Here is a 24,540-nt window from a genome sequence, read left to right on the forward strand (position 1 = left end):
GCCCCTGTACATATGCATACCCGCCAGTAGGGTGTGGCAGCGCGGTGGGGCACGACCGGCCCTCCGCGCCATCAGCAGCCAGTGCCTTCAGGGGGATACCCATGCGCGGGATGAGCCGCCGTCAGTTCGTTTCCAGGATGTCCGCCGCGGCGGCGGGGGCCGCCCTGTGGTCCGCGACGGCACAGGACCGGGCGCTGGCCGCCACCGCCGCCCGGGCCGTACGGACCGGCGGGACGACGCTCGAACAGGCCGCCGTCCCGGTCGGCTCCGGCGCGTACAAGCGGCTCGTGGCCGGACCCGGCTGGCCGCTGGTGGTCCGGGGCGAGCTGGCCGCGGGGAGCGCCGGCCGGGACGACCGCCGTACCGGGCTCGCCTCCTTCGTCCAGTTCACCGACATGCACCTGGCGGACACGGAGTCGCCGGTCAGATTCGAGTACCTGGCGCAGTTCAACGACAGCGCGTACCGCCCGCAGGAGGCCCTCACCGTACGGGGCGCCTCCGCGCTGGTGGAACGGGTCAACTCGGTGCGCCAAGGCCCTTACACGGGGCTTCCGTTCGGCATGGTGATGGCCACCGGTGACAACACCGACAACCATGAACTGGTCGAACTCGACTGGTACTTGACGGTCATGAGCGGCGGCCGGATCACCCCGACCACCGGTGACCTCTCGCGCTACGAGGGCGTACAGAACTCGGGCAGCGCGAGCTACTGGAACCCGGAACTGCCGTTCCAGGACTCCTACAAGGCCAAGGGCCTCCCCCAGATACCCGGCTACCTCGCGGGCGCCGTACGCCCCTTCAACGCGCCGGGCCTCGGCGTCCCCTGGTACACGACCGTCGGCAACCACGACGACAGCATCGAGGGCACCCTGCCCGATCTCGGTCTGCTGAACGAGCTGTACACCGGCGACCGGAAGATCGAGGGCTGCGACGACGCCACGGCGGCCAAGCTCGCCCACGCCCTCCAGTACAACCCGGCGCAGGCCGCCATCCTGCTCGCCCAGTTGCTCGGCAACGGCGGAGCGATCCGCAAGGTGACCCCCGACGAGCGCCGCCGCCCCTTCACCCCGGCGGAGTTCGCCAAGGCGCATCTGAACCCCGCGTACACCGGGGCGGGCCCGGTCGGCCACGGCTTCACCGCGGACGCGGCGGCCGGCGGGCGCCTGTACTACACGTTCCCGCTGGCGAGCGGGGTGCTGGGGATCAGCCTCGACACCACCAACCGGGCCGGATTCGCCGACGGTTCACTGGGCACGGCCCAGCTGAAGTGGCTGGAGTCGGTGCTCAAGTCGCACAGCGGCCACTGGTACGACACCGACGGGCACGTGGTGCGCGGCGGATCCGGGGACTCGCTCATCGTCCTGTTCAGCCACCACACCAGCACCACCATGGGCAACCTGCTGCCGGACCCGTACCACCCGTTCGAGGCCCGGCACGACGGCAACGCCCTGGTCGCCCTGCTCCAGCGCTACCCGAACGTGGTGGCCTGGGTGAACGGACACACCCACGAGAACCGGATCACGCCGCACGGCCACGCGGTCCCCGAGCGGGCCTTCTGGGAGATCAACACGGCGTCCCACATCGACTATCCGCAGCACGCCCGCATCATCGAGATCGCGGACAACGGCGACGGCACCCTGTCGCTGTTCACCACGCTCATCGAGTCCGACGCCCCGTACACGACGGACTTCGGCGACACCTCCGACCGGGGCCTGGCGGCGCTCTACCGCGAGCTGTCCTACAACGACCCCTACGCCACCCCGGCCGCCAGACTCGGCACCTCCGCCGACCACAACACCGAGCTGCTGCTGGCCCATCCGGCCAAGTAGCGCCCCGGCGTCACTGGGCTGCCCCGCCGCCCCGCCGCCCCGGATCCGTACGGGGCGACGGGGCGGCCCGTACGGATCCGCACCCTCGCGCGGCCACCCCGTGCCGGCCCGGCCCGGCGTCGCGCCGTCGGCTCACGCCCTCAACTGGGCGTGGCCGTACCGGACTTCGTCCCTCGCAGGAGCCGCATGGCCAGCGCCGACCCGGCGACGACGGTCAGGGCGGACGGCACGCTGTCCCAGTCGAGCAACCCCGCACAGAAACCCGTCAGAACGAAACCGGCGCCGGACAGGGCGAGTTGACCTGCCGTGCGCACACCCGAGAACGCGCCGCGCCCCGCCAGGACCAGCGCGGCCAGCAGCGGAACTCCGTACCTCCACAGCAGGAGGCCACCGAATCCGGCCGGCTGGACCAGCGCCGTGCCGGCCACGACCAGCGGCACCCACATCACCAGGGCCGCCACGCCGGCAGCACTGCGGATCCGCGGTGCCGGTCGCAGGTCGGGCGGACAGGCCAGCGGCGCGGCGGCCACCAGGAGCGGCGCCAGCAGATAGGCGGTGAGCTGCAACGGCATGGCCGATGCCGAGGGAAGGACGGGCAGCAGCAGGCAGGCCGCCGCGCCCACCATGCCGAGGAGCGCGCACCATCTGCCGATGACGAACCGGCCGCCGAGCGCGGTGACCGCGCCGACCAGCGCCAGAAGGTGGCATCCCATCAGGGCATAGCTCATCGGGACCAGGAAGTCGCCGTTCTGGCTGACGTACCAGTCACCGAGGACGGAGACGAGGTTGAACGCGGCGTACGCGGCGGTGGCGACCAGAGCGAAGGGTGCGACCGCCGCGAACAGGCGGCCTCCGCGCCGGGCGGAGCCGAGCCCGAGCCGCAGGCGCAGGGCGTGTGCCACCACGTCGCAGGTCTCGCGGAAGCGGGCGGCGGCGCTCGCCCCCTCGGTGGCCTCGCGGAACGCGTCGGCCAGCTCGTCACCGAAGGCCCGCCGGAAGCCGGCCGGGTAGAGACGGAGCAGGGCGGAGTTCACGCGGTGGCCGTCTCTCCGGAGACCCGCAGACGGCGGGTGGCCTCCCGCGCGGTGGCGGCGATCCGCTGCGCCTCGGCGGCCAGACCCTGGCGCCCGGCGTCGGTGAGCGCGTAGGTCCGGCGCAGCCGGCTGTCCACGATCTCCTCCTCGTGCACCTCGATCAGGCCCTGCCCCAGGAGGCGCTCCAGCGCGCCGTACAGGGTGCCGGTGCGCATCTTGACCCGTCCGTCCGAGATCTTCTCCACCTCGCGCGCGATGGCGTAGCCGTGGCGGGGCTCGTCCGCCAGCGCGGTCAGGAGGAGCAGGGTCGGTTCCTGCATCGCACGATCACTCATGTCGGCATCGTAGGTCATCGACCGGCATATGACGCCGGGCCCGGGACTCTCCCGTCGCCCGGTGCGCCCCGCCCGCGCGGCCGTCCCGTCTGGCGGGGCGGCCTCCCGGGCGGTCCACTGGAGGGGCCCGGGATGTGCGTGACACGACGAGGAGTACCCCTGCGATGGCGGACACCCAGTACGTCCTGCTGATCTCGTTCACCGATCCGGCGCGGTGCCGCTCGGCCTTCGAGGACGCGGTCCATCTGCCGGGCCTGCGCCAGGCGGCCGTTCTGGAGCGGTCGGCCGACGGCCTGCTCGACGTCCCGGCCAACGAGGTACGGGGGGTCGGAATGCCGACGGTCGGGGGCGGTCTGGTCGGCGGACTGCTCGGGCTCCTCGGCGGGCCGATCGGGGTGCTGCTCGGCAGCGCCGCCGGCGCCACCCTGGCGAACGCGGCGGAGAACCACCGGCTCCTGGAGGACGGGGCGGGGCTCATCATGCTGAGCGGCAGGGTGGAGGACGGGACGTCGATGCTGATCGTCGATCTGCACGAGCCCTCGCGGCAGCCCGCCGACGAGCTGGCCCGGCGCCACGGAGGGACGCTGGAGCGGCTGCCCGCCAAGGAGTTCGCCGCCCAGGTGGCGGCGGCGGAGCGGGCGGCCGAGGCGCACGGGCCGGACGACGCGGGCGGCGCTGGGGCCCGGGGTGGCCCGGAGGGGGACGGGCAGGCGTGATCCGGGGCGGGCGGGGCGGGTCGCCCGGGCGTCGGGCCCCGGTGTGCGGACCCGTCGTTGCGGGCCCCGTCGCTGCGGACCCGTCGCTGCGGACCCGGCGGAAATTCACCTGCACCTCCGCCGCGCCCGCCGTACCCTGGTCCGCATGAAGGTCATCCACCGCAGCAGCCTCATGACCGCGCGAGCGACCAGCTCGCCGGTTGCCGCCGCCTGACCTCATTCCCTCCTCCCCGGCGACCGGAAACGGCCCGCCGGTGGACCGTCGGATCCCTGATCGGGGCTCGCTCTCGTCGAGTCCGCGTTCCAGGGCACTGGCCGCGTCCCGTGCCCGCGGTCCCTTTCCGGCTGCCCCGCAGTCAAAGGATCCGCACCATGAACCGCACCACGAACCGCGATATGGACCTCGACGGGGACCGCGGCACCCACACCCGCACGGCCACCGTCCACGGCATGAGCACGGACCGCGTCGTCCGCACCTTCCTGGACTACTTCCAGCAGCGGGGCCACCGGCGCATCACGGGCTCGACCCTGCTCCCGCCGCCCGGCGACTCCGTGCTGTTCACCACCGCCGGGATGCATCCGCTCACCCCCCACCTCGAAGGCCTCCCCCATCCGCTGGGCCGGCGTCTGGTCAACGTCCAGCGCTGTCTGCGCACGACGGATCTGGACGAGGTCGGGGACGACACCCATCTGACGGTCTTCGAGATGCTCGGCACCTGGTCGCTGGGCGACTACGGGAGTTCGCGGAGTCTGCGCTGGGGTCACGACCTCCTGGTGAACGGCTTCGGGGTCGACCCCGGACTGCTGCACGCCACGGTGTTCGGAGGCGATGAACGGACCGAGCCGGACACCGAGTCGCTGCGCACCTGGCAGGAGCTCGGGGTGCCGGTCGAGCCGACCGTCGAGGAGAACTGGTGGTCCAACGGGCCCACCGGGCCGTGTGGACCGGACTCGGAGATCTTCGTCTGGACCGGCGACACACCGCCCCGGTCCACCCCGACCCGCGACGGGCGATGGGTGGAGGTGTGGAACCACGTGATGATGCGCCACCGCCGACACGAGGACGGCGTCCTGGAGACACTGCCGCAGCAGAGCATCGACACCGGGCTCGGTCTGGAGCGTCTCGTCGCCGTTCTCCAGGGCAAGCGGTCCGTCTTCGAGACGGATCTGTTCGAGCCGTGGATGCGTACCGTGCCGTCCCTGTGGCACCCCGACGACGAGTCGTCGCTGCGGCTCGTCTGCGACCATCTGCGGTCCGCCGTCGTCGTGATCGGGGACGGGGTCGTGCCGTCCAGCACCGGTCGCGGCTATGTGCTGCGCCGCCTGGTGCGGCGGGTGCTCACGACCCTGTGGCGCGACGACCCGTCGCGCACCCTGGGCGATCTGCCGGAGGAACCGTACGCCCACACGCTGGACCGCTTCGGGCAGAGCGGACGGCCGCAAGGAGTGCGCGAGGTGCTGCTCGACGAGGAGCGGCGCTTCGGCCGACTCGTCGAACGGGGCCGGCGCGTCCTGTCCCGGCCGCGCTTCGCCGGCCCGCTCGGCGAGGACGACTTCCACTACCTCCACGACACCCACGGGCTGCCCCGCGATCTCGTGCTCGCCCTGCGCGCCGACCCGCGGTAGGTGCGACCGCGCGGACCGTAGACTCGTCCAATGGCCAAGTACTTCGACGTGCACCCCGAGAACCCTCAGCGGCGCACCATCAGCAGCGTGGCGGACAGCATCCGTTCCGGGGCGCTCGTGGCGTACCCGACGGACTCCTGCTACGCGCTGGGGTGCCAGCTGGGCAGCCGTGACGGCATCAACCGCATCCGGTCCATCCGGAACCTCGACGACCGTCACCACTTCACCCTGGTGTGCGAGAACTTCGCGCAGCTGGGCCAGTTCGTACAGATCGACAACGACGTGTTCCGCGCGATCAAGGCGGCGACGCCCGGCAGCTACACCTTCATCCTGCCCGCGACGAGGGAGGTGCCCCGGCAGCTGCTGCATCCGAAGAAGAAGACGGTCGGTGTGCGGATCCCCGATCACGCCGTGGTGCAGGCCCTGCTCGCGGAGCTCGGCGAGCCGCTGCTCTCCAGCACGCTGCTCCTGCCCGACGAGGAGGAGCCGATGACGCAGGGCTGGGAGATCAAGGAGCGCCTCGACCACGTGGTGGACGCCGTCCTCGACTCCGGCGACTGCGGCACCGAGCCGACGACCGTCATCGACTTCTCGGGCGGCGAGGCGGAGATCGTGCGCCGGGGCGCGGGCGACACCTCCCGGTTCGAGTAGCGGCCGGCGTCCCGGGCCCGGCGGACGCGCGGTCCGGCCGGGCCGCGGGGGCGCGTCAGTCGCGGCGGGGGCCGATGACGCCGCTCCCGTCGTGCACGGTGATCGCCTGGGCCGGGCAGGCGTCGGCGACGTCCAGGACGCGTTCGTCCGGCTCGATCGCCTCCGGGAGCACCCGGGCGTGCTCGGTGTCGAGCGTGAAGACGTCGGGGGCCGCCCCGGCGCACATGCCGGAGGCCAGACAGAGCTGCGGGTCCACGCGTACGGTCCAGGTCATGGCGGTCACCACGCGACCGGCATGACGCGCGGGCCACGGACCAGCATCTCGGACTTCCAGGTGATGTCTCCGGCGAGCTTCAGGCCGGGGAAGCGGGTGATGAGCGCGCTGAGGGCCTCCTGGAGTTCGAGTCGGGCCAGCGGGGCGCCGAGACAGTGGTGGACTCCGTGGCCGAAACCGAGGTGCTGGTTGCCCTCGCGGGCGATGTCGAGCACGCCGGGTGCGCCGAAGCGCAGCGCGTCGCGGTTGGCGGCGCCCGTCGCGACGAGCACGGGCGTACCGGCCCGGACCAGGGTGCCGCCCACCTCGACGTCCTCGGTGGCGTAGCGCGCCTGCCCGGCGCCGCTGCCCAGGGGCACGAAGCGCAGCAGTTCCTCCACCGCGTTGGCGACGAGCGCGGGCTCGGCCCTGAGCCGGGCCAGCTGGTCGGGGTGTTCGAGGAGGGTGAGGGTGAAGTTGGGGATCTGCGATGCGGTGGTCTCGTGTCCGGCGACGAGCACGGCGACGCACAGGTCGACGAGTTCGAGTTCGGACAGGCGGTCTCCGCCGTCGCGGGCCTCGATGAGCGCGGTCATCAGGTCGTCCTGCGGGTCCTGGCGGTGCAGGGCGATCAACTCGCCCATGTAGGCGCGCAGTTCCTCGCGGTTGGCCTCGAACTCGGCGGCGGTCAGCGAGCTCGTGGACAGCGCGGCGTCACTCCACACGCGAAAGCGCGGCCGGTCCTCGGTGGGGACGCCGAGCAGTCGGCAGATCACCGCGACCGGCAGCGGCAGCGCGTACAGGTCCACGAGGTCGGCGGGCGGGCCGGCCGCTTCCATGGCGTCCAGGAGGCTCGCGGTGAGTTCGCGGACCTGGGGGCGGAGCTTCTCGACCTGGCGGACGGTGAAGGCCCGCGCCACCAGGGACCGCAGCCGCGTGTGGTCCGGCGGGTCCATGCCGAGGATGCCGCTGTCGGTGCGGCCCTCGGACTGGCGGGGCTCGTCGTGCTCGGCGCCCGCGGCCCGGCTGAAGCGCTGGTCGCCGAGGACGAGCCGGGCGTCCGCGTAGCGGGTGACCAGCCAGGCGGACTCCCCGTACGGCAGCTGGACGCGTAAGAGGCCCGGCCGTGCGCGCACGCGCTCGTACTCCTCGGCGAGCTGGAGCCCGTCGGAGGTGTTGAAGGGATAGGCGAGGGGGGTGGTGTCGGCTGTCGTCACTGCGGCCTCCCGGATGTAAGCAGCTGCTTACAACGGTAGGGGCGCCCCCTGGGGCGGTCAACGGCGCTTTGTGGCCGTTATCCTGACGGACCGTCTGAGAGGACCCGACCCGATGCGAGAAGCACCCGACCCGCCGTCCGGCCCGGCCGCCGGTGAGCGCCGCCGCGATGCCGGAGCCACTCGCCGGCGGCTGCTCGACGCCGCCCGCGATCTGTTCGCGGAGCGCGGCTACGAGGGCGCGACGGTACGGGAGATCGCCGAGCGGGCCGGCGCCAACCAGGCACTGCTGTTCCGCTACTTCGGCTCGAAGCAGGGGCTGTTGACCGAGGTCGTCGCCCAGGGCGGGCTGGAGCAGCTGCGCGCCACACCGCCCGAGGAGCTCTTCGAGACGGCGCTGCGCTCAATGCTGACGAGCAGCGCCGCGGGGTCGTCCGACCGTTCCCTTGAGGTGTACCTGCGGTCCATCGGACGGGGTGACGAGGCGACGGGGACCCTGCGCGAGCTGGGTGAGCGCTACCAGAGCGCCCTGGCCGAACTCTCCGGCGCCAAGGACGGCGCCCTGCGCGCGGATCTGGCCATGGCCTGGCTGCTCGGCATCGGCCTGATGCGCACCGTGGTCGCGCGTGAGCCCCTCGCCGGCGCGGACCCGGACACCGTGTGCCGTCTCGTCGTCGGCGCTCTCGACCACCTCTGGTCCGCGCCCCAGGAGGACGCGTCACAAATGATCGCTCCGGAGGAGGGCTGACCGCTCCGGGGGCGGGCCGCGGCCTCCAACTGGGCCTCGCCCGGCGCCAGTTGGAGGCTGCGTGCTGCTGGGTTCCGCGGCCCGCCGGGTCCGGAGGAAGAGCGGGTCTACTCCGTGATGCGGACCGCGCCGGACGGGCAGAGGCCGCCGGCGTGGCGGGCAGCTGTCCGGTGCGCTTGCTCCGGGGCGGGGGCCAGCACGGTGACGAGACCGTCGTCGTCCTGGTCGAAGACGGCGGGCGCGGTGAGGGCGCACAGTCCGGCGCCGACGCACACCTCCCGGTCGGCGGACACACGCATGGGGGTTCCTTCCTTCCTGGCGTTCACCAGGTGACCGGGAGTTCGTTGACGCCCTGGATGGTCGTGCCCGGACGCAGCCGCAGTTGGTCCACCGGGACGGCGAGGCGCAGGGTCGGGATGCGGTCGAAGAGCGCGGTGAGGATGACTTCCAGTTCGAGGCGGGCCAGGTTCTGGCCCAGGCACTGGTGCACCCCGTAGCCGAAGGAGAGGTGGTGGCGGGCGCTTCGGTGCACGTCGAGGCGGTCCGGATCGGCGAAGACCGAACCGTCGCGGTTGGCGATGGAGTTGCTGACGATCACGCCGTCGCCCGCGCGGATGAGCTGCCCCTCGACATCGATGTCGGCGCGGGCCACGCGGCCGCCCGCGATGTCGGCGATGGCGAGGTAGCGCAGCAGTTCCTCGACCGCTGCGGGCACCAGGGCGGGGTCGGCCCGCAGGGCGGCGTGCTGGTCGGGGTGCTCCAGCAGGGTGATGACGCTGAGCGAGGTCATCGAGGCCGTGGTCTCGTGCCCCGCGACCAGCAGCAGCAGCGCGGTGGAGACCAGTTCCTCGCGGTCGATCTCACCTTCCGCCAACTGCCGTGCCACCAGGGTGTTCAGGAGGCCGGGGCCCGGTTCGGCCTGCATCCTGCTGATGAGCCCGTCCAGATAGCGGTCCAGGTCCTCGCGGGCGGCGGTGGCGCCGGCCAGGTCGACCGACTGCACGAGTCGACGGCTCGCGTCCTGGAAGAAGTCGTGGTCGGCGTACGGGACACCCAGCAGTTCGCAGATCACCATGGAGGGCACCGGCAGGGCGAACCGGGCGACCAGATCTGCGGGCGGGCCCGCCGCGAGCATGTCGTCGATGAAGCCGTGCACGATGCGCTCGACGTCCGGGCGCAGGTTCTTGATGCGCTTCACCGTGAACTCGCTGATCAACATCCGTCGGCGGCGGCCGTGTTCGGGCGGGTCCATGCCGATGAAGGACTGCCGGACACCGCGGATGGCCTGGAAGCGCGGCGAGGTGGCGGGAAAGCGGTGGTCTTCGCGGTCGGAGGAGATCCGGGGGTCGGCGAGTAACCTGCGCGCGGTCTCGTGCTGGGTCACCACCCAGGCGCGGCGGCCGTCGAAGAGGGTGACGGGGTGCAGCGGGCCGGGTCGGTCGCGCAACTCGGTGTAGGTTTCGGGCAGTTGATAGGGGCAGGTGCGGTCGGCCGGGAAGGCCGGGGCCTCGTTCGCCTGGAGGGGGGTGGTGCTCGTCCGCACCGGGGTGGGGGTGGTCGTCTCCGTCGTGTCGGTCATCGAATCCCTCGAAACCTCGACATTAAAGAACGGATAGTTCTCTAAACGGGAGGCTAGGCTGTCCCGCCTGGAGAACGCAACGGCCCCTATCGGACACACCCGGGAGGCATGGGTGCACAGCAGCACCGGTCCGGCCGTAGAACCCCCCGTTGACCACCGCAAAGGCCCGCGCCGCCGCGGTGAGGAACTGGAATGCGCCATTCTTCGCGCCACCCTGGAGGAGCTCACCGAGGTGGGCTACCCGGCACTCACCATGGAGCGGGTGGCCGCCCGGGCCCGCACCGGCAAGGCCGCCGTCTACCGGCGCTGGCCCAGCCGGGCCCAACTGGTGCTCGACGCCTGCAAGTTCGGCAAGGTGGACGATCTCGTCCCGCCCGACACCGGCGGGCTGCGCGGTGATGTGCTCGGCCTGCTGCGGCAGACGGCGGCCACGATGGCCAGCCCGCTCGGGGGCATCATGCGCGGGCTCCTCGCGGAGATGACCCGCGATGCCGAGCTGGCCGAACTGATCAGGGAGCGCATCCACACGCTGCGTCCGGCAACGATCCACACCGTCCTGGAACGGGCCGTCGCGCGCGGCGAGGTGGCGCCGCGGATCCTCTCCTCGCGGCGCGCGACGGTCGCGACCGATCTGCTGCGCAACCAGTTCCTGTTGTTCGGAGCGCCGGTGGCGGACGAGGTCATCGTGGACATCGTGGACGAGGTCTATCTGCCGCTCGTCCTGAGCCAGGGCGCGGGAGCCGGTCCGGACCGGGTCGCGCGACCGGAGCCCGGCACGGAGCCGGAGACGGGCCCCCTCACGGACCCGCGCCCGGACCCGCCGCAGTGGGCACGGCGGGAGCCGGGCACGGAGACGTGATGCGAGGGCAAAGCCCCTCGGCAGAGCGCTACTTGAGCCGCTGAACGATCTTGTTCATTTGCTCGATCTCGGCGTTCTGCGCGGCGATGACGTTGCCGGCGAGCCTCTTGGCATCCGGATTGCCGCCGTTCGCCTGCTCGTCCTTGGCCATCGCGACCGCGCCCTGATGGTGGCCGATCATCAGCTGCGCGAACTTCCGGTCGAACTCCTTGCCCTGGGCCGACTTGAGACCGCTCATGTCGTGGGCGGACATCATCCCGGGCATGCCGGACGATCCGTGGTCCATCCCCGGCATGTCCGCCATGGAGGGAGAGTCCGAAGGAAGCGGCCTGCCCCAGGACTTGAGCCAGCCCTTCATGGTGGCGATCTCGGGGTCCTGGGCCTTGCGGATCGCGGTGGCCAGGCGCTTGACCTCGGGGTCGGTGGCACGGCCGTCGGCCAGCCCGGCCATCTCGATGGCCTGCTGGTGGTGCGGGATCATCTGCTGGGCGAACCGCACGTCCGCGTCGTTGAAGGCACCCCCGGCCGAGGGGCCGCCGGACGACGCGGCGCTGCTCGGACCGTGGTGCCGGGCGGGCGCCGCCGCACCGTCGGAGTCCTTCGCCGACCCGCAGGCAGCGAGAGCGACCGTGAGGGCGGCCACCGCGGCGACGGCCGCGAGGCAGCGGCGTACGGAGGAGGGGGCGGGCGGAACGGAGGAGGGCGACGGCGGAACGGAAGAGGAAACGGACATCGTGTGTGCTCTTTCCAGGGGGTCGCGCCCGCGTCGGGCGCGTGAAGGTGAAGGGAGCGGAACGCTTCGCCGATCCGGCCGGGGCCGTATCGGGCGCTCCCGTCACGTCCGCGCGACGCACACCTGGAGGAGCAGACCTCTGCCACCGAACGGCGGCCCGCGCCGCGCCGTGCCGGGCAGCTCGCCACGACGTCGGTGGCATGCCCCCGCGACGACGCACACGAATCCGAGCAGCGCGAAGAGCCCGGCCGCGGCGAGCGGCAGCCGGTCCCGCGCGGGGGTGGACACACACTGCTCGCTGCCCATGGGGAGGGCGAGCGGGGCGGCATAGGGGGCGACGGAGGACGAGGCAGTGTGGTCGCGACCCATGTGGGCGCGTCCTGCGTCCGGCTCCACACCCATGCGGGGATGCGAGCCGGTGTGGTCCGCGGCCATCGGAGCATGAGCCGGACCCGCGTTCATCGACGGCGTCATGGTGAGGTCGCCGTGGCATCCCCCGGCCGCGCTCGCCGGGGCGCCGTGCATCAGGAAGAGGCCGAACAGAACGGCACACAGCACGAGGAGACGGGAGACCCGCGCCTCATGTGTCCGCCTGCCGCCCACGACCGACCTGCCCTTCCCTCTGCGCACCAAGTCCACATGCGTCACGTCGAGCTCGACCATACCCCCACCGGGTTTATGGAGGGGCAGCACACTCCGGCACGCGCAGGGTCCCGCCCGGACGCGCCGAACTGATGACCGTCGCCGGCTCGTGGCCCGTGCGGCACTCCGAAGTAACCAGGTCAGTGGTGGAATTCGGGCTGGTCCGCCACAAGGGTGAGCTATGTTTTGAGCACATGTGGCTTGAGAAGGAGGCCCGCCGGTGTCATCGGGGCAGCAGGTACGCGCCCAGTCGGCCGCGATCACGCCGAGCGGGGAGCCCTCGGACCACGAGCGCGCTCCGGCGGACCGGGTCCGCGCGCTCTTCGACGGCCACCGCCTCTCCCCCGGGCAGCGGCGCATCGCCCAATACCTGATCGATCACCTCAGGGACGCCGCGTTCCTCTCGATCACCGAACTCGCCGAGCGGGTCGGCGTGAGCCAGCCGTCCGTGACCCGGTTCGCCTCCTCCCTCGGCTACAGCGGTTATCCCGCCCTGCGCGAGGTGCTCCAGCCGATCGCCCTCAGCGCGGTGGCCGGCACCCCCGAGGGCCGCGAGGAGAGCCGGCACAACGAACTCCAGGCGGCCGTCGACGCCGAGATCGAGAATCTGCTGAACGTACGGCGCCTGGTCGCCAACACCACCCAGGTCCTGGAGATCGGCCGCGAGCTGGCCGGTTCGGTGCCGCTGACCGTGCTCGGTCTGCGCATCTCCGTCTCGCTCGCGGAGTACTTCGCGTACGCGGCACGGCGCATCCATCCCGATGTGCGGCTGGTGACACGTGGCGGGAGCGTTGCGTATGACGCGCTGCTCCAGTCCCGCTCGGCCGGCGGCACCTGGGTGCTCGCGTTCGCCATGCCCCGGCACGCCAAGGAGACGTTGGCGGCCCTGAAGGCCGCCCGCAGCGCCGGGCTGCGCATCGCCCTGGTCACCGACACCACACTGGGCCCGCTGGTCGACGAGGCCGATGTGGCGCTCACCGCGGGGACCGGGTCCCGGCTGGTCTTCGACTCGTACGCGGCGCCCGGCGTCCTCGCCGCGGCGCTGCTCCAGGCCATGGCCGACGCCGACCCGGAGCGGACACAGGCACGCCTGGAGGAGTACGAGCAGGCGGCCGACAAGCACGGCTTCTTCCTCTGACCCGCGCGGTCACCCCGCTCGGCCCGGCGGCACCGTCACATCCGCCGGACCGCCACGTCCGCCGAGACGGTCATCCCCACCGGGGCCCGCGGGATCGGCCCTCCCGTTTCTTCCCGGCAGGACCGGAATTGTCCGCTCCGCCGTGCGGGATCTTCACAACATCACGGCGCATGAATTTTTTCATACCCTTGTTTACTCAACGGTATATATGTTTACTGAGCCGTGGCTGCCACCGATCTCCCCCACGCCAAGGAGAGCGACCCCAGTCCTCTGAGAACGAACAGCCGGCGTGGCGCTCCCCCTCCTCACGCCGCGCCGGCTGTCCGTTCCAGGCTGTCGGACCCGGTGGCCCCGCCCCTGGCGGCCTCGGCTAACCCCTGAGCCGGGGCCGCCCCCACCTCTCGATCAGAGTTCGACAACCATCGGAAGCGACGAGAATGTCCCCTACCGCCCCCACCACCACGCTCAGCCCGGACTGGCCCTGCCAGGTCAAGCCCCCCGGGACCCGTGACTGGGAGCGCACCGCCACCCGTTGGCTGCGCGACCTGCTGCCGGCCCGCTACGCCGGCTACTCCCCCCTCATCCGCCACCACGTCCTGCTCGCGCGGCACGCCCAGATACAGGTGCAGCACGAGATACGCGCGGTGCGCGTCGCCCTCCAGACCAGCCGCGCCGAACTGCCCACCCTGGGCGTGGCCCCGGCCGTCATCGAGAACACGATCCGGATGTACGCGATGGAGCTCGAACAACTGGGCCGCCTCGCGCGGGGCGTGCGCCTCGTCATGGAGGCCCTCATGGACGACGGCCCCACACCCCGCAGGACCACCATGCCGCGCAGGTGAGGGGGAAGCTCCGCGACTGCGCCGACCCTTCGCCCGCGTCACGGGCCTGTCCCCGGAGGCGTACGGCGCACCCTCGGCACACGCTGAGCCCCCGGCCTTCCGCTACCCGCCCCGGGCTTCGTCCCCGCCATGGACGACGCAGCGCCCACAGGTGACCACCCTCAGGTACCCGGATGCGATCCGTCACGGCGCGTGCGAGCGTGGAAGTGGCTCAACCTCCGACCCGCCCAGCAGGGGGCGACCACGATGAGCAAGAAGCAGACCCGCCAGAACCGGGGAGCACGCACCGGCGGCCACGACCGGAGCACCACCCCCGACCTCAAGGAACAGACGAAGACCGCCACGACCCCCACCGCGGCGCACCCGATGCCCGAGGCCTCGCACAAGCAGCCACGGCGATTCGGACACAACTAGCCGTCAGGCAGGGCGCGTTGGGGGTGTCACGGTCACGCCCCGGGACCCATGGTCCTCAGAACACGGAGTTGTCCACCCAGTGCGCGAGCAGCCGCTGGTCCCCGGAGACGGAGAGGGCGTCCGCCGCACGGTCGACGCGTCCGTACAGCAGCAGGAGCAGATCGGCGGCGGGCCCCTCCACGGTGGTGTCCGCCGCCACCGCCGCGTCGGCGGGAGGGGGCACGAGGCCGAAGCCGTCGGGGCGCAGACGGATCAGCCAGTCGCCCGCGCGGTCGGCGCAGCGGAACCGGATCGTCTCGTCCTGGCCGCGCAGTTGCAGGGTCTTGGGAGCGAACGAGGCGGCGAAGGGCAGGTTGACCAGGAACTCGTCCACCCCGTCGACGGCCAGGGCGGGGTCGATGGCGGCCCGCAGACCCAGGGCACGTTCCGCGTCGACACGGTGCACCAGGGTCTCGTGCAGCATGCGCCGCATCCAGAATCGGGCATGCGGGTCCGCGCCCCACACCCACATCGGTGCGTCCGGGTCGGTCCCGGCGAAAGCCTGGTGGGCGATCTCGGCACCGGCGGCCAGCCAGGCGGGGTAGCCGTCGTCGCTGCGGGGCAGGCCGAGTTCGACGTCGCGGGTCAGCGGCCGTTCCTGGACCTTTTGGCGCAACAGCCCGGAGAACGCGCGCTGCACGCTCCCGGTGTGCCGGATCAGGTCGACGAGCGTCCAGCCGGGACAGCTGGGCACCGGGGTGGACAGATCCGCGTCGGCCACGACCGCCACGAAGCGCGCGGTCTCGTCGAAGACCGCGCGGCAGAGGGTCGCGGGGTCCACGCCCGCGTCACTGTTTCCGGCCCTGTCCATGTTTCCGGCCCTGTCCATGGGTGACACCTCTTCGTTCGTGCTGTCGCGGTCCGGTCCCGTCCGGTCTGGTCCCGTCCGGTGCCGTCCGGTCCAACGATCATCACCGACCTGTCGGCCGACCGTCGCCGACCCGACCGAGCGTTCCCGATCAGTCTGCTCCGCGGTGCCCGATGGTGTGCTCCCGGGGTGCCGGATCCGAAGGGGCGGGCTCCACTGCGCGCGGTGCGCTCGGTCCGCTCGGCCGGGCTTGCCGGGCGGGGGCGGCGGTGCGGTGTATCCAGGGGGGATGGATCCTCAGGTACCACGCGGGCCCCTGCCCGGCTCCCTGGCGCCGCGGCACGTCCTCCTCGCGGTGCCGTTGGCGATGATCACCCTGGTCACGGTGGGGGACCTGCTCGTACCCCCCGATGTGCACCTCGGGCCGTTCCTGGCCGCGGCCCCCGCCGTCACGGCGTCGTTCGCGGGCCCGCGGATCACCGGATCCATCGGCGCGGTCGCGGTCCTCGCGCAGGTGGTCGTCGCGATGCTGCGGGGCAGCGTCACCGACCTCAACCACACCTTCCAGATCATCACGCTGATCGTGATCTCGGTGTTCGTGACGGTCTTCGCCCATCTGCGGGAAGTGCACGAGAGACAGCTGGGGCAGTTGCGTTCGGTGGCCGAGGCCGCCCAGCAGGTGGTGCTGCGCCCCGTGCGCGAGCGGCTCGGCCCGCTGCGCGTCGCGAGTGTGTACCTGGCCGCCGCGGCCGAGGCCAGGATCGGGGGCGACCTGTACGCCGCCGCCCGCACCTCCCACGGCACCCGCCTGATCATCGGGGACGTACGGGGGAAGGGACTTGAGGCGGTCGGGGACGCGGCGCTCGTGCTCGGGGCGTTCCGGGCGGCCGCCCATCAGGAGGACGACCTCGCGAATCTGGTCGCCTATCTGGAACGTGCCGTCGCCCCCGACCTGGACCGTACCCGCCACTCCCCCGGCACCGCTCCCGGCGCGGACGACGACCTGCGGCCCGGAGACGGCCCCGGCTCCGGCCCCGGGCCCGTCTCCGACTCCGGCCTCGCACTCGACGCCGATCCCCAGGACCACAGCGAGGCGTTCATCACCGCGGCCGTCGTCGACATCCCGGATCTCGGTCATGCCGTCCATCTGGTGAACTGCGGTCATCCTCCGCCACTGCTTCTGCGTGCGGGCACAGTGATCCCGCTGGAAGTGGAGGATCCGGCGCCGCCGCTCGGGCTCGCCGGCCTCGCGGAGGCCCAACTCGCCGTCCAGGGCTTCTCGTTCGAGCCCGGCGACATCCTGCTCCTGTACACCGACGGCGTTCTCGAAGCACGTGACGCGGCGGGTGACTTCTATCCGCTCGCGGAGCGCGCGGCCGCCTGGACCGGCACGGGTCCCCGCGCCCTGCTCGACCACCTCGTCGGCGACCTGCTCGCCCACACACCGGCAGGGACGCTGGGGGACGACGCCGCGATGCTGGCCATCGAGCGGCTCCCCGGACCCGGCGGACGGCATGCGCCGCGCCCGTGGCGGTTCGATGATGGGAGGAGGGCGCATACGCGCTGGGCCTGACGCGTGGACGTGGCGTGGACGTACGCGTCAACGTACTCGTGGATGTACGCGGACAGGTACGCGTAGGCGTACGCGGCTGAGGAAGGAGCCGGGCCATGCCGCGGGAATCAGCGGGCGAACGGGCGGGCCCTGACGGCCGACGCGAGCCTGCGGACGGGCGCGACCGGAGGCCCGAGCGGCCCGGGCCGGGGCCCGCCTGGTCGGGGCAGGAGGGTGCGCGGGCTTTCGCGGCGGTGGATGCGGCGACCGACTGGCTGCTCGGCTACCCGTTCGTGTTCCGCGCCCTGGCCGGGCGGACCGGGGCCGACGACGTCCTGCTGGACTTCGGGTGCGGGCCCGGCACGGTGGCCGGCCGGGCCGCCCGGCAGCTCGGGGTGCGGATCATCGGCGTGGACACCTCCCCCGAGATGCTGGCACTCGCCCGCGGCCTCGGCACACCCGGCGCGGAGTACCACCTGGTCCGCGACGGCCGCGCCGATGGCCTGCCCGATGCCTGCGCGGACGCGGCGATGTGCAACCACGTGCTGGCCTCGCTGCCCGACGAGCGGGCCGTCCTGAGCGTGTTCGCCGAGATCCGCCGGCTGTTGCGGCCGGCCGCGCCGCTGGTCCTGCTCAGCACGGACCCGGCGTGCGGCGGCATCGAGTACGCCTCGCTCCGGGTGGGCGAGCCGGGGGTCGGTTACCGCCCCGGGCAGTTCATGACCGTACGACTGCGCCGCACGGACGGCAGCTGGCAGGCCATGCCCAACCACGCCTGGCCACCCGAAACGATCGCGGGGCTCCTGGAGCGGGCCGGATTCACCCCGTCCTCGCAGCACCATCCGACCCCGGACGAGGCGGACGGGGTGGCCGACCCGGACCATGTGGCCGGGCACGACTGGGCGGCCGAACGGCGAAACCCGCCGCTCGTGGTGACCGTCGCCCTCAAGCAGTAGGCCCCGCACCCACCGGCCGGCCGGACGGTGTCAGAGGCGGCCGTCCAGGAAGGCCCTCAGCGCGGCGCGGTCCATCGGTCCGGTCTCCAGGGCGACCGCGTCCCCGTCCCTGATCAGGACGACCGAGGGTGCGGCGGTGACACCGTGGCGCCGCACCGGCTCCGGGCAGCGGGTCATGTCCACCTTGACGGCGGTCAGACGCCCCGCGTACTCATCGGCGATGTCACCCACGACCGTGTCCATCTCCTTGCAGGCCGCGACCGCCTTCGGCCACGTGCCACTGAAGTACGCGAGGACGGGGCCGTCGGCCCGGGCGAGGATGAAGTCGAACTCCTCGTTCTCCTGGGGTTGGTGGACCCTGCGGGCCATGGTGCTCCTCGTGGGGAGGGGTGGGTGCGGCGGGTGGGTAAGCCGCGCGGCGCTCGGGGTGAGTGCGGCGAGTCCATGATGGCCCGTGTCCACAGGGCCCGGCGCGACCGCCCCGGCGGGACCGCCGTCCTCGCCGGGGTTCCCGTTCTCGCACGGCCACTGTTCTCTGCGGGCTGCTCGCCTCGGCTCTCTGTGGACCGCTCTCCTCGCGGACCCCGCCGCACAGCCGGTCGTGGGCCCCGTCCGGCGAGGCGCGCGGCGTCGGCGGCCCCTGGGCGGATACTGGCGGCATTTCCGTACGCCCACGCGTCCGAGGAGCCGGTCACCATGGTTCTGCCGCCCCCGTCCAGCCCGCCACCACCCCGTGTCCTCGCACGTCGTACGGCCCTTGCGGGTGCGGTGGCGTGGTGTGCGGGGGGCGTGGTGGGGTGCTCGGACGGTACGACGTCGTCATCGGGCGCGGCCGGTGTCACGAGCGCGACGCCGACGCCTACGGGGTCACTGTCGCCCGGCTCGGCCTCCGCATCCGGCCGGCCGTCCGCATCCGCCGGCCCCGCGGGTGAGCTGCCCCGGGCCGTGCCGTGGCAGCCGAGGGCGGGCGAGATCGAGCCCGCGGCCAAGGTGGCGGCCGTACGGCTCGTGGAGGCGCTCGGCACCTGGTCCCCGGGCGGCGGTACCCGGCAGGCGGCTGCCGAACGCGCCGCCGCCCTCGGCGTACCCGACGATCTGGCGGCGCAACTGGCCGACGAGACGGGCTCGTTGACGCCTGCGGGCGAGGCGGCGGTGGTCCGGGTGATCGATGCCCAGTACGGGGGCCTGCTCGCCGACAGCGCGAGCGTCCTGGTCGTCTGCGACCAGCCCACCCTGATCGGCGGGACCGTGCGGCCAGGCGGCACGACCGTCGACGTGCGTCTCAGCCGCGACTCCGGCCGCTGGGCGGTCACCGCGCTCCACCCCGCGGCGCCGGGCCCGGCCAAACCTCTGGACGCGGCGGCCCGCGACGTGCTGGCCCAGTCCCGGATCGAACTGCCGCCCGCCTCGGGCGCCGACATCCGCAGCGGCGCCGTGCACTCCAGCGTGCTGCGGGCGATGCTCCAACTCGCGGGAACCTACCGGCTTTCGGTCAGCGTCGTCCGCTCCGGCCACCCGCTCGACGTGTTCGGTACGGACCGCCCCAGCGACCATCCGCTCGGCCGCGCCTTCGACGTCTGGCGCATCGACGGCCGTCCTGTGGTCGACCCGTCGACCTCACGCGGCCTGATCGCGTCGTTCATGCGGGCAGCGGCGGCGGCCGGCTCGTACAACGTCGGCGGTCCCGTACAACTGACGGGCGGCACCACGGCGAACCAGTTCTTCTCGGACACCACACATCATGACCATGTGCATGTGGGGTTCACGTCCTGACCGCGGCGGCCCCGGATGCCCGGGGACCCGACTCGGCGGGTGTGGTCGACCCGTCGCCAACAGAGCGGCCACACCTGCCGGTTGAGGCTCAGCCGGTGGGGACGCCGAGTCCCTTCACGAGGGCCGACGCGGTCGCCGCGATCACCGCGCTGTCCGCGGGGGCGTCGGCGGTGGTGTGGTTGGTGTAGATGGCGATGATCACCGGGTGCCCCGACTTCGGCCAGGCCACGGCGATGTCGTTGGCGGAGCCGTAGGCGTCGCTGGTGCCCGTCTTGTCGCCCACGGTCCAGTCCTTGGGCAGGCCGGCCCTGATGCGCTCGCCGCCCGTGATGGTGGCCTTCAGCCAGTCGTTCAGCCGGTCGCGGTCGGCCGGTGCCAGGCCGCTGCCCAGGGAGGTCCGCGCCAGGTCGCGGCCCATGGCGGCGGGGGTGGTGGTGTCGCGGCGCTCGCCGGGCCGCCAGTCGTTCAGCTCGGGTTCCCAGCGGTCGAGCCGGGAGACGGCGTCGCCGAGGGAACGGTAGTAGCGGGTCATGCCCACTGGCCCGCCGATCTGGCGCAGCACCATGTTGCCCGCGGTGTTGTCGCTCTGGGTGATGGCGGCGTGGCAGAGGTCGGCGACGGTCATGCCCTGGGCGCCGCGGCCCTTGGTGACCGGCGAGTTGGGCACCTCGTCGCCCGGCTCCCAGTGGACGACCTTGTCGAGGAGGTCCGGCTCCGCGTGCCGCGCCCGGTCGAGCACGGCCGCACATGCCATGGCCTTGAACGTGGACAGGGAGGGGAACTTCTCGCCACCCCGGTAGCTGACGGTCCGTCCGGTCGCGGTGTCGAGGGCGTACGCGCCGATCCGTACGTGCTGGGAGGTCTCCAGCTCACGCAGGTCGTCGGCCACGGCGAGGGTGTGGCCCGCCGGGCGGGGCGCGGACGCCGAGAACGTGGGCGCGGCGCTCCGGTCGTGGGGTTCGGCCGCCTGCGCGGTGGCGGCGGCGCCGGTGGTGAGCACCACGAGGGCGAGCGCCGCGGCGGGCCACTTCGCACCGGAGCGACGCGGGGAGGCTGGGCGTGTCATGTTGTCTCGCATGGCTCCAGCAGAACAGGGCCCTCCCCGCCTCGTCCAAGAGGCGACCCGGGAACGCGTGCATAACCGATTGCCTATGACCGCAGTTCGCAGGGGCTCACGGGCCCTTTCGGTCGCCTCACGCCTTCCTGTCCTGGCACCGCCAACACCCAGGGGTCGCGCCCGTGCACCACCCGGTGGGGCCGAGCCCGGACATGGTTTTCGCCACCATGGCCGCACGCCCCCTGCGCTCCCGCGCGCCGCCGCGCCCGGCGGCTCGGCGCACTTCTGCACATGACCGCGGCCTGCGTATGGTGAGCCGTCACATGTGTACGGGCAGAGGGGAATCATTGGTGCGCAGGAGCAGGATCAACCGACGCGCTGCCGGGCTCGCGGCCGCTCTGCTCGTGGCCATGGGCCTGAGCCCCGCCGCGCTCGCCGAGGATGCCACGGCGGCGGCCCGGCCGGACGCGGCCGGACTGAGTGCCTACTGGACGCCGGCCCGGATGTCGGCGGCGGTGCCCGCCGACACCGGCCGGGACCGCTCGGCTGCCACCCGCACCACGTCGCCCGGTGTGGACGGGCCGCGACCGGGCGAGATCATCCCGCCGAGCAAGAGCTTCGACGGCATCCCGCAGGCCGGCACCTTCTTCTGGACGGACGCCGCCGGCACCGGACGCACCTGCAGCGGCTCGGTGGTGCGCAGCCCCGGGCGCGCTCTGGTGCTCAGCGCCGGACACTGCCTCAAGGGGTATGCCGGGAGCTCACCGAGGCGTCATCTGGGCTTCGTGCCGCAGTTCCACGACGGCCTGACGCCCTTCGGCATCTTCCCCGTCACGGACAACGGCGTGTACGTCCCGCAGGAGTACTACGACCGGGGTGAACACGCGGGCGCCGCCTACGACTTCGGGTTCGCGGTGACCGGGCCGAACGAGGACGGCCGGCGTCTGGAGGACGCGGTCGGCGGGGTCCAGCTGCTCACCGGGACCGGATACGTCCACGTCCCCGTGCGGATGATCGGGTATCCCGGCGGGGCCAGGAAACCGCTGGAGTGCCTGAGCGCGACCGGCAAGTGGGTCAGCGACGACCCGGCCGACCCGGGCACCTTCGAACGCATCCCGTGCGACGGCTTCGTGGGCGGCACGAGCGGCGGCCCCATGCTGGTTCCCTGGGGCGGCGGCTGGGGCGTGGTGGGCATCATCGGCGGCTACCACACCGGCGGCAACACCCCGCAGGTCTCCTACAGCGCGTACTTCGGCACCGCCGTCAAGGCCCTCTACGAAGCCGCGACGACCGGCGCCCCGCCGGCCGGGCCGAACACGTGAGGGCCGTGCCCGTCTCCCCTTGACGTGGCTCACTGCGGCGGACCGCGCGCGGTGCGGGGTCAGGCGGCACACCCCACACCGCGCTGACGGCGTGTCAACACGCCTTGACGTGCCAGGCCGGGGAGAAGTTGTAGCTGCCGTTGTACCAGTTGTTGGTGGGGTCGGTGTCGACCAGTGTGTTGTAGTTGCGGTCCTGTATCAGCGCGTGGGCTCCGCCGGTGTTGTCGTTGATCCAGGAGCCGACCCCGTTCCAGTTGTTGAGGTTGTACTCGACGCAGTGGTACATCCGGAACATGGTGCCGGTGTAGTCGCTTCCGGTGTAGATGCAGAAGTATCCGGGCGTACAGCCTTCGCTGGGGCTGACGCCCGCGACGCCGGACACCGTGGCGCCGTTGTTGTCGTGCGGGCCGGCGTAGGCGACCCCCGATGTGGTGGCGACGAGCGAGAGCGCCAGGGCGCCGATGCCCAGGACGGCCTTGGTGGTGGTGCGCATTGCCATGCTGTTTTCCCCTGCCGGGATGAGCGGGACCGGCCCGGTGCCGGGCCCTGGTGCCTGCGCGCGATGACCTCTGCGGCGACCAAGACCCTCGCACGCACCCCCCGTCCCGGCCAGATCCCTACCGGCCGACTGGAAGCACATCGTCAACTGCCATGGTGTTATTGGCAGTTCGGGCCGGCCTGTCAAGCCCGTCCGCTCGGACGCTCCTTCTCCGCCACACCGCCGGGGACGCCGGGAAGGGTGTGCGGCGAGTGCCGGGGCGGGGAGGGGGCGGGTTCAGGGCTGCGGGCGTGGACCGAGCGGGAACCGGCCGGTCGGGTCTCGGTCACAGCCACCGGTACCGGCGCGATGCGGCCGGTGTCCCCCCGCGTCTTGCGATGATCACGATTGTCGGGCGAGCGGGTGACGCGGCCGTCGGGCGGCTCGACCCCGTGCGCGCCACCCGCTACGAAGAGGCACGCGGACTCCCCCGCCGCCCATCCCGCCCTGGAGGCGCCCCCGTGGACTGGTTCTCGTCGTCGGCGTACTGGTTCGGCCGGCTGGTCTTCCAGCGTTCGCTGGCCGCCGTCTACCTGGTGGCGTTCCTCGCGGCGGCGCTACAGTTCCGGGCGCTCATCGGCGAGAAGGGCATGCTGCCGGTGCCGGCCTTCGTCCGCCGCGTGCCGTTCCGTGCGGCGCCGAGCCTGTTCCACCTGCGGTACTCCGACGGCCTGTTCGCCGCCTGCGCGTGGGCCGGCGCGCTCCTGTCCGCCGCCCTGGTGGCGGGAGCGGCGGACGCGGTGCCCCTGTGGGCGGCGATGGTGTGCTGGGCGGTGCTGTGGGCGCTGTACCTGTCGATCGTCAACGTGGGTCAGACCTGGTACGGCTTCGGCTGGGAGTCGCTGCTCCTGGAGACCGGGTTCCTGGCCGTGTTCCTGGGCAACGACGAGGTGGCTCCGCCCGTGGTCCTCATGTGGCTGCTGCGCTGGGTGGTGTTCCGCGTGGAGTTCGGCGCCGGGCTCATCAAGTGGCGCGGCGATTCCTGCTGGCGCGATCTGACCTGCCTCTACTACCACCACGAGACCCAGCCGATGCCCGGCCCGCTCAGCTGGTTCTTCCACCATCTGCCCAAGCCCCTGCACCGGGTGGAAGCCGCCGCCAACCACGTCGTCCAACTCGTGGTGCCCTTCGCCCTGTTCACGCCCCAGCCGGTGGCGGCCGGGGCCGCGTGCCTCATCGTCCTCACCCAGCTGTGGCTCGTCCTGTCGGGGAACTTCGCCTGGCTCAACTGGCTGACCATCGTCCTGGCGGCCTCGGCCCTCGACGGGTCGCCGTTCGCCGCCCCGCCGCCGCTTCCGGACCCCGCGCTTTGGTACGAGATCGTCGTGCTCGCGGTGGCCGCCCTCGTCCTGGTCCTCAGCCGGCGGCCGGCCCTCAACCTCCTGTCGCGCGGACAGCGGATGAACACGTCGTACGAGCCCCTGCGTCTGGTGAACTCGTACGGGGCCTTCGGCAGCATCACGCGACTGCGGCGCGAGGTCGTCATCGAGGGCACGACGGATACGGAGCTGACCGGGCGGACGCTCTGGCGGGAGTACGCGTTCCACGGAAAGCCGGGCGACGTGCGACGGCTGCCGCGCCAGTTCGCGCCCTACCACCTGCGACTTGACTGGATGCTCTGGTTCCTGGCGCTCTCGCCGTCCTACGGACACCCCTGGTTCGGCGCCTTCGTGGACCGGCTCCTGGTCAACGACCCCGACACCGTACGCCTGTTGCGCCACAACCCGTTCCCGGACGCCCCGCCCGTGCATGTCCGCGCCAGGATCTGGCGCTACCGGTTCACGACGTGGCAGGAACTCCGCGCCACCGGCGCGTGGTGGCACCGGGAGGCGCCCCGCGAGTTCCTGCCTCCGACGAGACTGCGCTGAGGCCGCCGTCCGGG

Annotated in this window: 26 protein-coding genes; 14 read left to right on the top strand and 12 right to left on the bottom strand. The window is 72.4% G+C overall.

Annotation, left to right across the window (positions count from 1 at the left end; all coding sequences use genetic code 11):
• Positions 1 to 101 precede the first annotated feature (101 nt).
• Complete coding sequence (locus ACGF3I_RS02520) at positions 102 to 1,829, top strand: TIGR03767 family metallophosphoesterase (RefSeq protein ID WP_393128644.1); 1,728 nt, start codon at positions 102 to 104, stop codon at positions 1,827 to 1,829.
• A 140-nt stretch (positions 1,830 to 1,969) separates the two neighbouring features.
• Here ACGF3I_RS02520 and ACGF3I_RS02525 read toward each other — a convergent pair whose 3' ends face one another.
• Positions 1,970 to 2,863, bottom strand: coding sequence for a hypothetical protein (locus ACGF3I_RS02525; RefSeq protein WP_393128645.1), 894 nt, complete (start codon positions 2,861 to 2,863; stop codon positions 1,970 to 1,972).
• On the bottom strand, positions 2,860 to 3,198 hold the full coding sequence (locus ACGF3I_RS02530) for a PadR family transcriptional regulator (protein WP_393128646.1): 339 nt from the start codon (positions 3,196 to 3,198) through the stop codon (positions 2,860 to 2,862). Before ACGF3I_RS02530 ends, ACGF3I_RS02525 begins: the two co-directional genes overlap by 4 nt.
• A gap of 164 nt (positions 3,199 to 3,362) precedes the next feature.
• Here ACGF3I_RS02530 and ACGF3I_RS02535 point away from each other — a divergent pair, with 164 nt between their 5' ends.
• The 3 genes from ACGF3I_RS02535 to ACGF3I_RS02545 all read left to right on the top strand — a co-directional run bounded on the left by ACGF3I_RS02535 (position 3,363) and on the right by ACGF3I_RS02545 (position 6,191).
• A complete protein-coding gene (locus ACGF3I_RS02535; RefSeq protein WP_393128647.1) occupies positions 3,363 to 3,914 on the top strand; it encodes a histidine kinase in 552 nt (183 codons plus the stop codon).
• Positions 3,915 to 4,364: 450 nt separating this feature from the next.
• The gene (locus ACGF3I_RS02540; protein WP_393129105.1) at positions 4,365 to 5,540 is read left to right on the top strand and encodes an alanine--tRNA ligase-related protein; all 1,176 of its coding nucleotides are present in this window, start codon (positions 4,365 to 4,367) and stop codon (positions 5,538 to 5,540) included.
• Positions 5,541 to 5,570: 30 nt separating this feature from the next.
• Entirely contained in the window at positions 5,571 to 6,191 is a 621-nt protein-coding gene (locus ACGF3I_RS02545; RefSeq protein WP_393128648.1) for an L-threonylcarbamoyladenylate synthase, read from the top strand.
• A 55-nt stretch (positions 6,192 to 6,246) separates the two neighbouring features.
• Here ACGF3I_RS02545 and ACGF3I_RS02550 read toward each other — a convergent pair whose 3' ends face one another.
• Both ACGF3I_RS02550 and ACGF3I_RS02555 read right to left on the bottom strand, forming a co-directional pair.
• The gene (locus tag ACGF3I_RS02550) at positions 6,247 to 6,465 is read right to left on the bottom strand and encodes a ferredoxin (RefSeq protein ID WP_393128649.1); all 219 of its coding nucleotides are present in this window, start codon (positions 6,463 to 6,465) and stop codon (positions 6,247 to 6,249) included.
• Positions 6,466 to 6,470: 5 nt separating this feature from the next.
• A complete protein-coding gene (locus tag ACGF3I_RS02555; protein WP_393128650.1) occupies positions 6,471 to 7,661 on the bottom strand; it encodes a cytochrome P450 in 1,191 nt (396 codons plus the stop codon).
• A 112-nt stretch (positions 7,662 to 7,773) separates the two neighbouring features.
• Here ACGF3I_RS02555 and ACGF3I_RS02560 point away from each other — a divergent pair, with 112 nt between their 5' ends.
• Positions 7,774 to 8,406: a TetR/AcrR family transcriptional regulator gene (locus tag ACGF3I_RS02560; protein WP_393128651.1), complete on the top strand. Its 633-nt coding sequence runs from the start codon at positions 7,774 to 7,776 to the stop codon at positions 8,404 to 8,406.
• A 107-nt stretch (positions 8,407 to 8,513) separates the two neighbouring features.
• Here ACGF3I_RS02560 and ACGF3I_RS02565 read toward each other — a convergent pair whose 3' ends face one another.
• A complete protein-coding gene (locus ACGF3I_RS02565) occupies positions 8,514 to 8,705 on the bottom strand; it encodes a ferredoxin (RefSeq protein ID WP_393128652.1) in 192 nt (63 codons plus the stop codon).
• Between the two features lie 23 nt (positions 8,706 to 8,728).
• A complete protein-coding gene (locus ACGF3I_RS02570) occupies positions 8,729 to 9,985 on the bottom strand; it encodes a cytochrome P450 (RefSeq protein WP_393128653.1) in 1,257 nt (418 codons plus the stop codon).
• 112 nt (positions 9,986 to 10,097) lie between these two features.
• Here ACGF3I_RS02570 and ACGF3I_RS02575 point away from each other — a divergent pair, with 112 nt between their 5' ends.
• Entirely contained in the window at positions 10,098 to 10,844 is a 747-nt protein-coding gene (locus ACGF3I_RS02575; RefSeq protein WP_393128654.1) for a TetR/AcrR family transcriptional regulator C-terminal ligand-binding domain-containing protein, read from the top strand.
• A gap of 28 nt (positions 10,845 to 10,872) precedes the next feature.
• Here the strand turns inward: ACGF3I_RS02575 and ACGF3I_RS02580 are convergent, their stop codons facing one another.
• Positions 10,873 to 11,577, bottom strand: a complete 705-nt coding sequence (locus ACGF3I_RS02580) for a DUF305 domain-containing protein (RefSeq protein WP_393128655.1) — start codon at positions 11,575 to 11,577, stop codon at positions 10,873 to 10,875.
• Between the two features lie 102 nt (positions 11,578 to 11,679).
• A complete protein-coding gene (locus ACGF3I_RS02585; RefSeq protein ID WP_393128656.1) occupies positions 11,680 to 12,240 on the bottom strand; it encodes a hypothetical protein in 561 nt (186 codons plus the stop codon).
• 199 nt (positions 12,241 to 12,439) lie between these two features.
• Here ACGF3I_RS02585 and ACGF3I_RS02590 point away from each other — a divergent pair, with 199 nt between their 5' ends.
• The 3 genes from ACGF3I_RS02590 to ACGF3I_RS02600 all read left to right on the top strand — a co-directional run bounded on the left by ACGF3I_RS02590 (position 12,440) and on the right by ACGF3I_RS02600 (position 14,613).
• The gene (locus ACGF3I_RS02590; protein WP_393128657.1) at positions 12,440 to 13,357 is read left to right on the top strand and encodes a MurR/RpiR family transcriptional regulator; all 918 of its coding nucleotides are present in this window, start codon (positions 12,440 to 12,442) and stop codon (positions 13,355 to 13,357) included.
• Positions 13,358 to 13,794: 437 nt separating this feature from the next.
• A complete protein-coding gene (locus tag ACGF3I_RS02595) occupies positions 13,795 to 14,199 on the top strand; it encodes a hypothetical protein (protein ID WP_393128658.1) in 405 nt (134 codons plus the stop codon).
• Positions 14,200 to 14,445: 246 nt separating this feature from the next.
• Positions 14,446 to 14,613 (top strand): hypothetical protein, encoded by a 168-nt coding sequence (locus ACGF3I_RS02600; protein WP_393128659.1) that lies wholly within the window; start codon positions 14,446 to 14,448, stop codon positions 14,611 to 14,613.
• Positions 14,614 to 14,668: 55 nt separating this feature from the next.
• Here the strand turns inward: ACGF3I_RS02600 and ACGF3I_RS02605 are convergent, their stop codons facing one another.
• Positions 14,669 to 15,481, bottom strand: coding sequence for a maleylpyruvate isomerase family mycothiol-dependent enzyme (locus tag ACGF3I_RS02605; RefSeq protein WP_393128660.1), 813 nt, complete (start codon positions 15,479 to 15,481; stop codon positions 14,669 to 14,671).
• Positions 15,482 to 15,749: 268 nt separating this feature from the next.
• On the opposite strand from ACGF3I_RS02605, the gene ACGF3I_RS02610 reads away from it, so the two are divergent.
• Positions 15,750 to 17,033 (top strand): PP2C family protein-serine/threonine phosphatase, encoded by a 1,284-nt coding sequence (locus tag ACGF3I_RS02610; RefSeq protein WP_393128661.1) that lies wholly within the window; start codon positions 15,750 to 15,752, stop codon positions 17,031 to 17,033.
• Positions 17,034 to 17,128: 95 nt separating this feature from the next.
• Positions 17,129 to 17,968, top strand: coding sequence for a class I SAM-dependent methyltransferase (locus ACGF3I_RS02615; protein ID WP_393128662.1), 840 nt, complete (start codon positions 17,129 to 17,131; stop codon positions 17,966 to 17,968).
• Between the two features lie 30 nt (positions 17,969 to 17,998).
• Here ACGF3I_RS02615 and ACGF3I_RS02620 read toward each other — a convergent pair whose 3' ends face one another.
• Positions 17,999 to 18,337 carry a thioredoxin family protein gene (locus ACGF3I_RS02620; protein WP_393128663.1) on the bottom strand — a complete coding sequence of 113 codons (339 nt, stop codon included), beginning with the start codon at positions 18,335 to 18,337 and terminating at the stop codon, positions 17,999 to 18,001.
• A gap of 576 nt (positions 18,338 to 18,913) precedes the next feature.
• Between ACGF3I_RS02620 and ACGF3I_RS02625 the strand changes: the two genes are divergently transcribed.
• A complete protein-coding gene (locus tag ACGF3I_RS02625) occupies positions 18,914 to 19,741 on the top strand; it encodes a hypothetical protein (protein ID WP_393128664.1) in 828 nt (275 codons plus the stop codon).
• 88 nt (positions 19,742 to 19,829) lie between these two features.
• On the opposite strand, the gene bla is transcribed toward ACGF3I_RS02625, so the two are convergent.
• Complete coding sequence (gene bla / locus ACGF3I_RS02630; protein WP_393128665.1) at positions 19,830 to 20,807, bottom strand: class A beta-lactamase; 978 nt, start codon at positions 20,805 to 20,807, stop codon at positions 19,830 to 19,832.
• 341 nt (positions 20,808 to 21,148) lie between these two features.
• Between bla and ACGF3I_RS02635 the strand changes: the two genes are divergently transcribed.
• The gene (locus ACGF3I_RS02635; protein ID WP_393128666.1) at positions 21,149 to 22,120 is read left to right on the top strand and encodes a trypsin-like serine peptidase; all 972 of its coding nucleotides are present in this window, start codon (positions 21,149 to 21,151) and stop codon (positions 22,118 to 22,120) included.
• 94 nt (positions 22,121 to 22,214) lie between these two features.
• Here ACGF3I_RS02635 and ACGF3I_RS02640 read toward each other — a convergent pair whose 3' ends face one another.
• Positions 22,215 to 22,619 carry a peptidase inhibitor family I36 protein gene (locus ACGF3I_RS02640; protein WP_393128667.1) on the bottom strand — a complete coding sequence of 135 codons (405 nt, stop codon included), beginning with the start codon at positions 22,617 to 22,619 and terminating at the stop codon, positions 22,215 to 22,217.
• A gap of 500 nt (positions 22,620 to 23,119) precedes the next feature.
• On the opposite strand from ACGF3I_RS02640, the gene ACGF3I_RS02645 reads away from it, so the two are divergent.
• Positions 23,120 to 24,526, top strand: a complete 1,407-nt coding sequence (locus ACGF3I_RS02645; protein WP_393128668.1) for a lipase maturation factor family protein — start codon at positions 23,120 to 23,122, stop codon at positions 24,524 to 24,526.
• Positions 24,527 to 24,540: the final 14 nt, after the last annotated feature.

Source organism: Streptomyces sp. NPDC048111, from assembly GCF_043202815.1.
In the GTDB taxonomy this organism is placed as follows: Bacteria; Actinomycetota; Actinomycetes; order Streptomycetales; family Streptomycetaceae; genus Streptomyces.

What these genes read in the sequence shown, in the direction of transcription:
- ACGF3I_RS02570 (WP_393128653.1), bottom strand. Translation starts at nt 9,985, where the DNA reads ATGACCGACACGACGGAGACGACCACCCCCACCCCGGTGCGGACGAGC.
- ACGF3I_RS02540 (WP_393129105.1), top strand. Translation starts at nt 4,365, where the DNA reads ATGAGCACGGACCGCGTCGTCCGCACCTTCCTGGACTACTTCCAGCAG.
- ACGF3I_RS02580 (WP_393128655.1), bottom strand. Translation starts at nt 11,577, where the DNA reads ATGTCCGTTTCCTCTTCCGTTCCGCCGTCGCCCTCCTCCGTTCCGCCC.
- bla (WP_393128665.1), bottom strand. Translation starts at nt 20,807, where the DNA reads ATGACACGCCCAGCCTCCCCGCGTCGCTCCGGTGCGAAGTGGCCCGCC.
- ACGF3I_RS02615 (WP_393128662.1), top strand. Translation starts at nt 17,129, where the DNA reads ATGCCGCGGGAATCAGCGGGCGAACGGGCGGGCCCTGACGGCCGACGC.
- ACGF3I_RS02550 (WP_393128649.1), bottom strand. Translation starts at nt 6,465, where the DNA reads ATGACCTGGACCGTACGCGTGGACCCGCAGCTCTGTCTGGCCTCCGGC.
- ACGF3I_RS02565 (WP_393128652.1), bottom strand. Translation starts at nt 8,705, where the DNA reads ATGCGTGTGTCCGCCGACCGGGAGGTGTGCGTCGGCGCCGGACTGTGC.
- ACGF3I_RS02520 (WP_393128644.1), top strand. Translation starts at nt 102, where the DNA reads ATGCGCGGGATGAGCCGCCGTCAGTTCGTTTCCAGGATGTCCGCCGCG.
- ACGF3I_RS02545 (WP_393128648.1), top strand. Translation starts at nt 5,571, where the DNA reads ATGGCCAAGTACTTCGACGTGCACCCCGAGAACCCTCAGCGGCGCACC.
- ACGF3I_RS02530 (WP_393128646.1), bottom strand. Translation starts at nt 3,198, where the DNA reads ATGAGTGATCGTGCGATGCAGGAACCGACCCTGCTCCTCCTGACCGCG.
- ACGF3I_RS02535 (WP_393128647.1), top strand. Translation starts at nt 3,363, where the DNA reads ATGGCGGACACCCAGTACGTCCTGCTGATCTCGTTCACCGATCCGGCG.
- ACGF3I_RS02595 (WP_393128658.1), top strand. Translation starts at nt 13,795, where the DNA reads ATGTCCCCTACCGCCCCCACCACCACGCTCAGCCCGGACTGGCCCTGC.
- ACGF3I_RS02560 (WP_393128651.1), top strand. Translation starts at nt 7,774, where the DNA reads ATGCGAGAAGCACCCGACCCGCCGTCCGGCCCGGCCGCCGGTGAGCGC.
- ACGF3I_RS02585 (WP_393128656.1), bottom strand. Translation starts at nt 12,240, where the DNA reads ATGGTCGAGCTCGACGTGACGCATGTGGACTTGGTGCGCAGAGGGAAG.
- ACGF3I_RS02640 (WP_393128667.1), bottom strand. Translation starts at nt 22,619, where the DNA reads ATGGCAATGCGCACCACCACCAAGGCCGTCCTGGGCATCGGCGCCCTG.
- ACGF3I_RS02600 (WP_393128659.1), top strand. Translation starts at nt 14,446, where the DNA reads ATGAGCAAGAAGCAGACCCGCCAGAACCGGGGAGCACGCACCGGCGGC.
- ACGF3I_RS02620 (WP_393128663.1), bottom strand. Translation starts at nt 18,337, where the DNA reads ATGGCCCGCAGGGTCCACCAACCCCAGGAGAACGAGGAGTTCGACTTC.
- ACGF3I_RS02605 (WP_393128660.1), bottom strand. Translation starts at nt 15,481, where the DNA reads ATGGACAGGGCCGGAAACATGGACAGGGCCGGAAACAGTGACGCGGGC.
- ACGF3I_RS02610 (WP_393128661.1), top strand. Translation starts at nt 15,750, where the DNA reads ATGGATCCTCAGGTACCACGCGGGCCCCTGCCCGGCTCCCTGGCGCCG.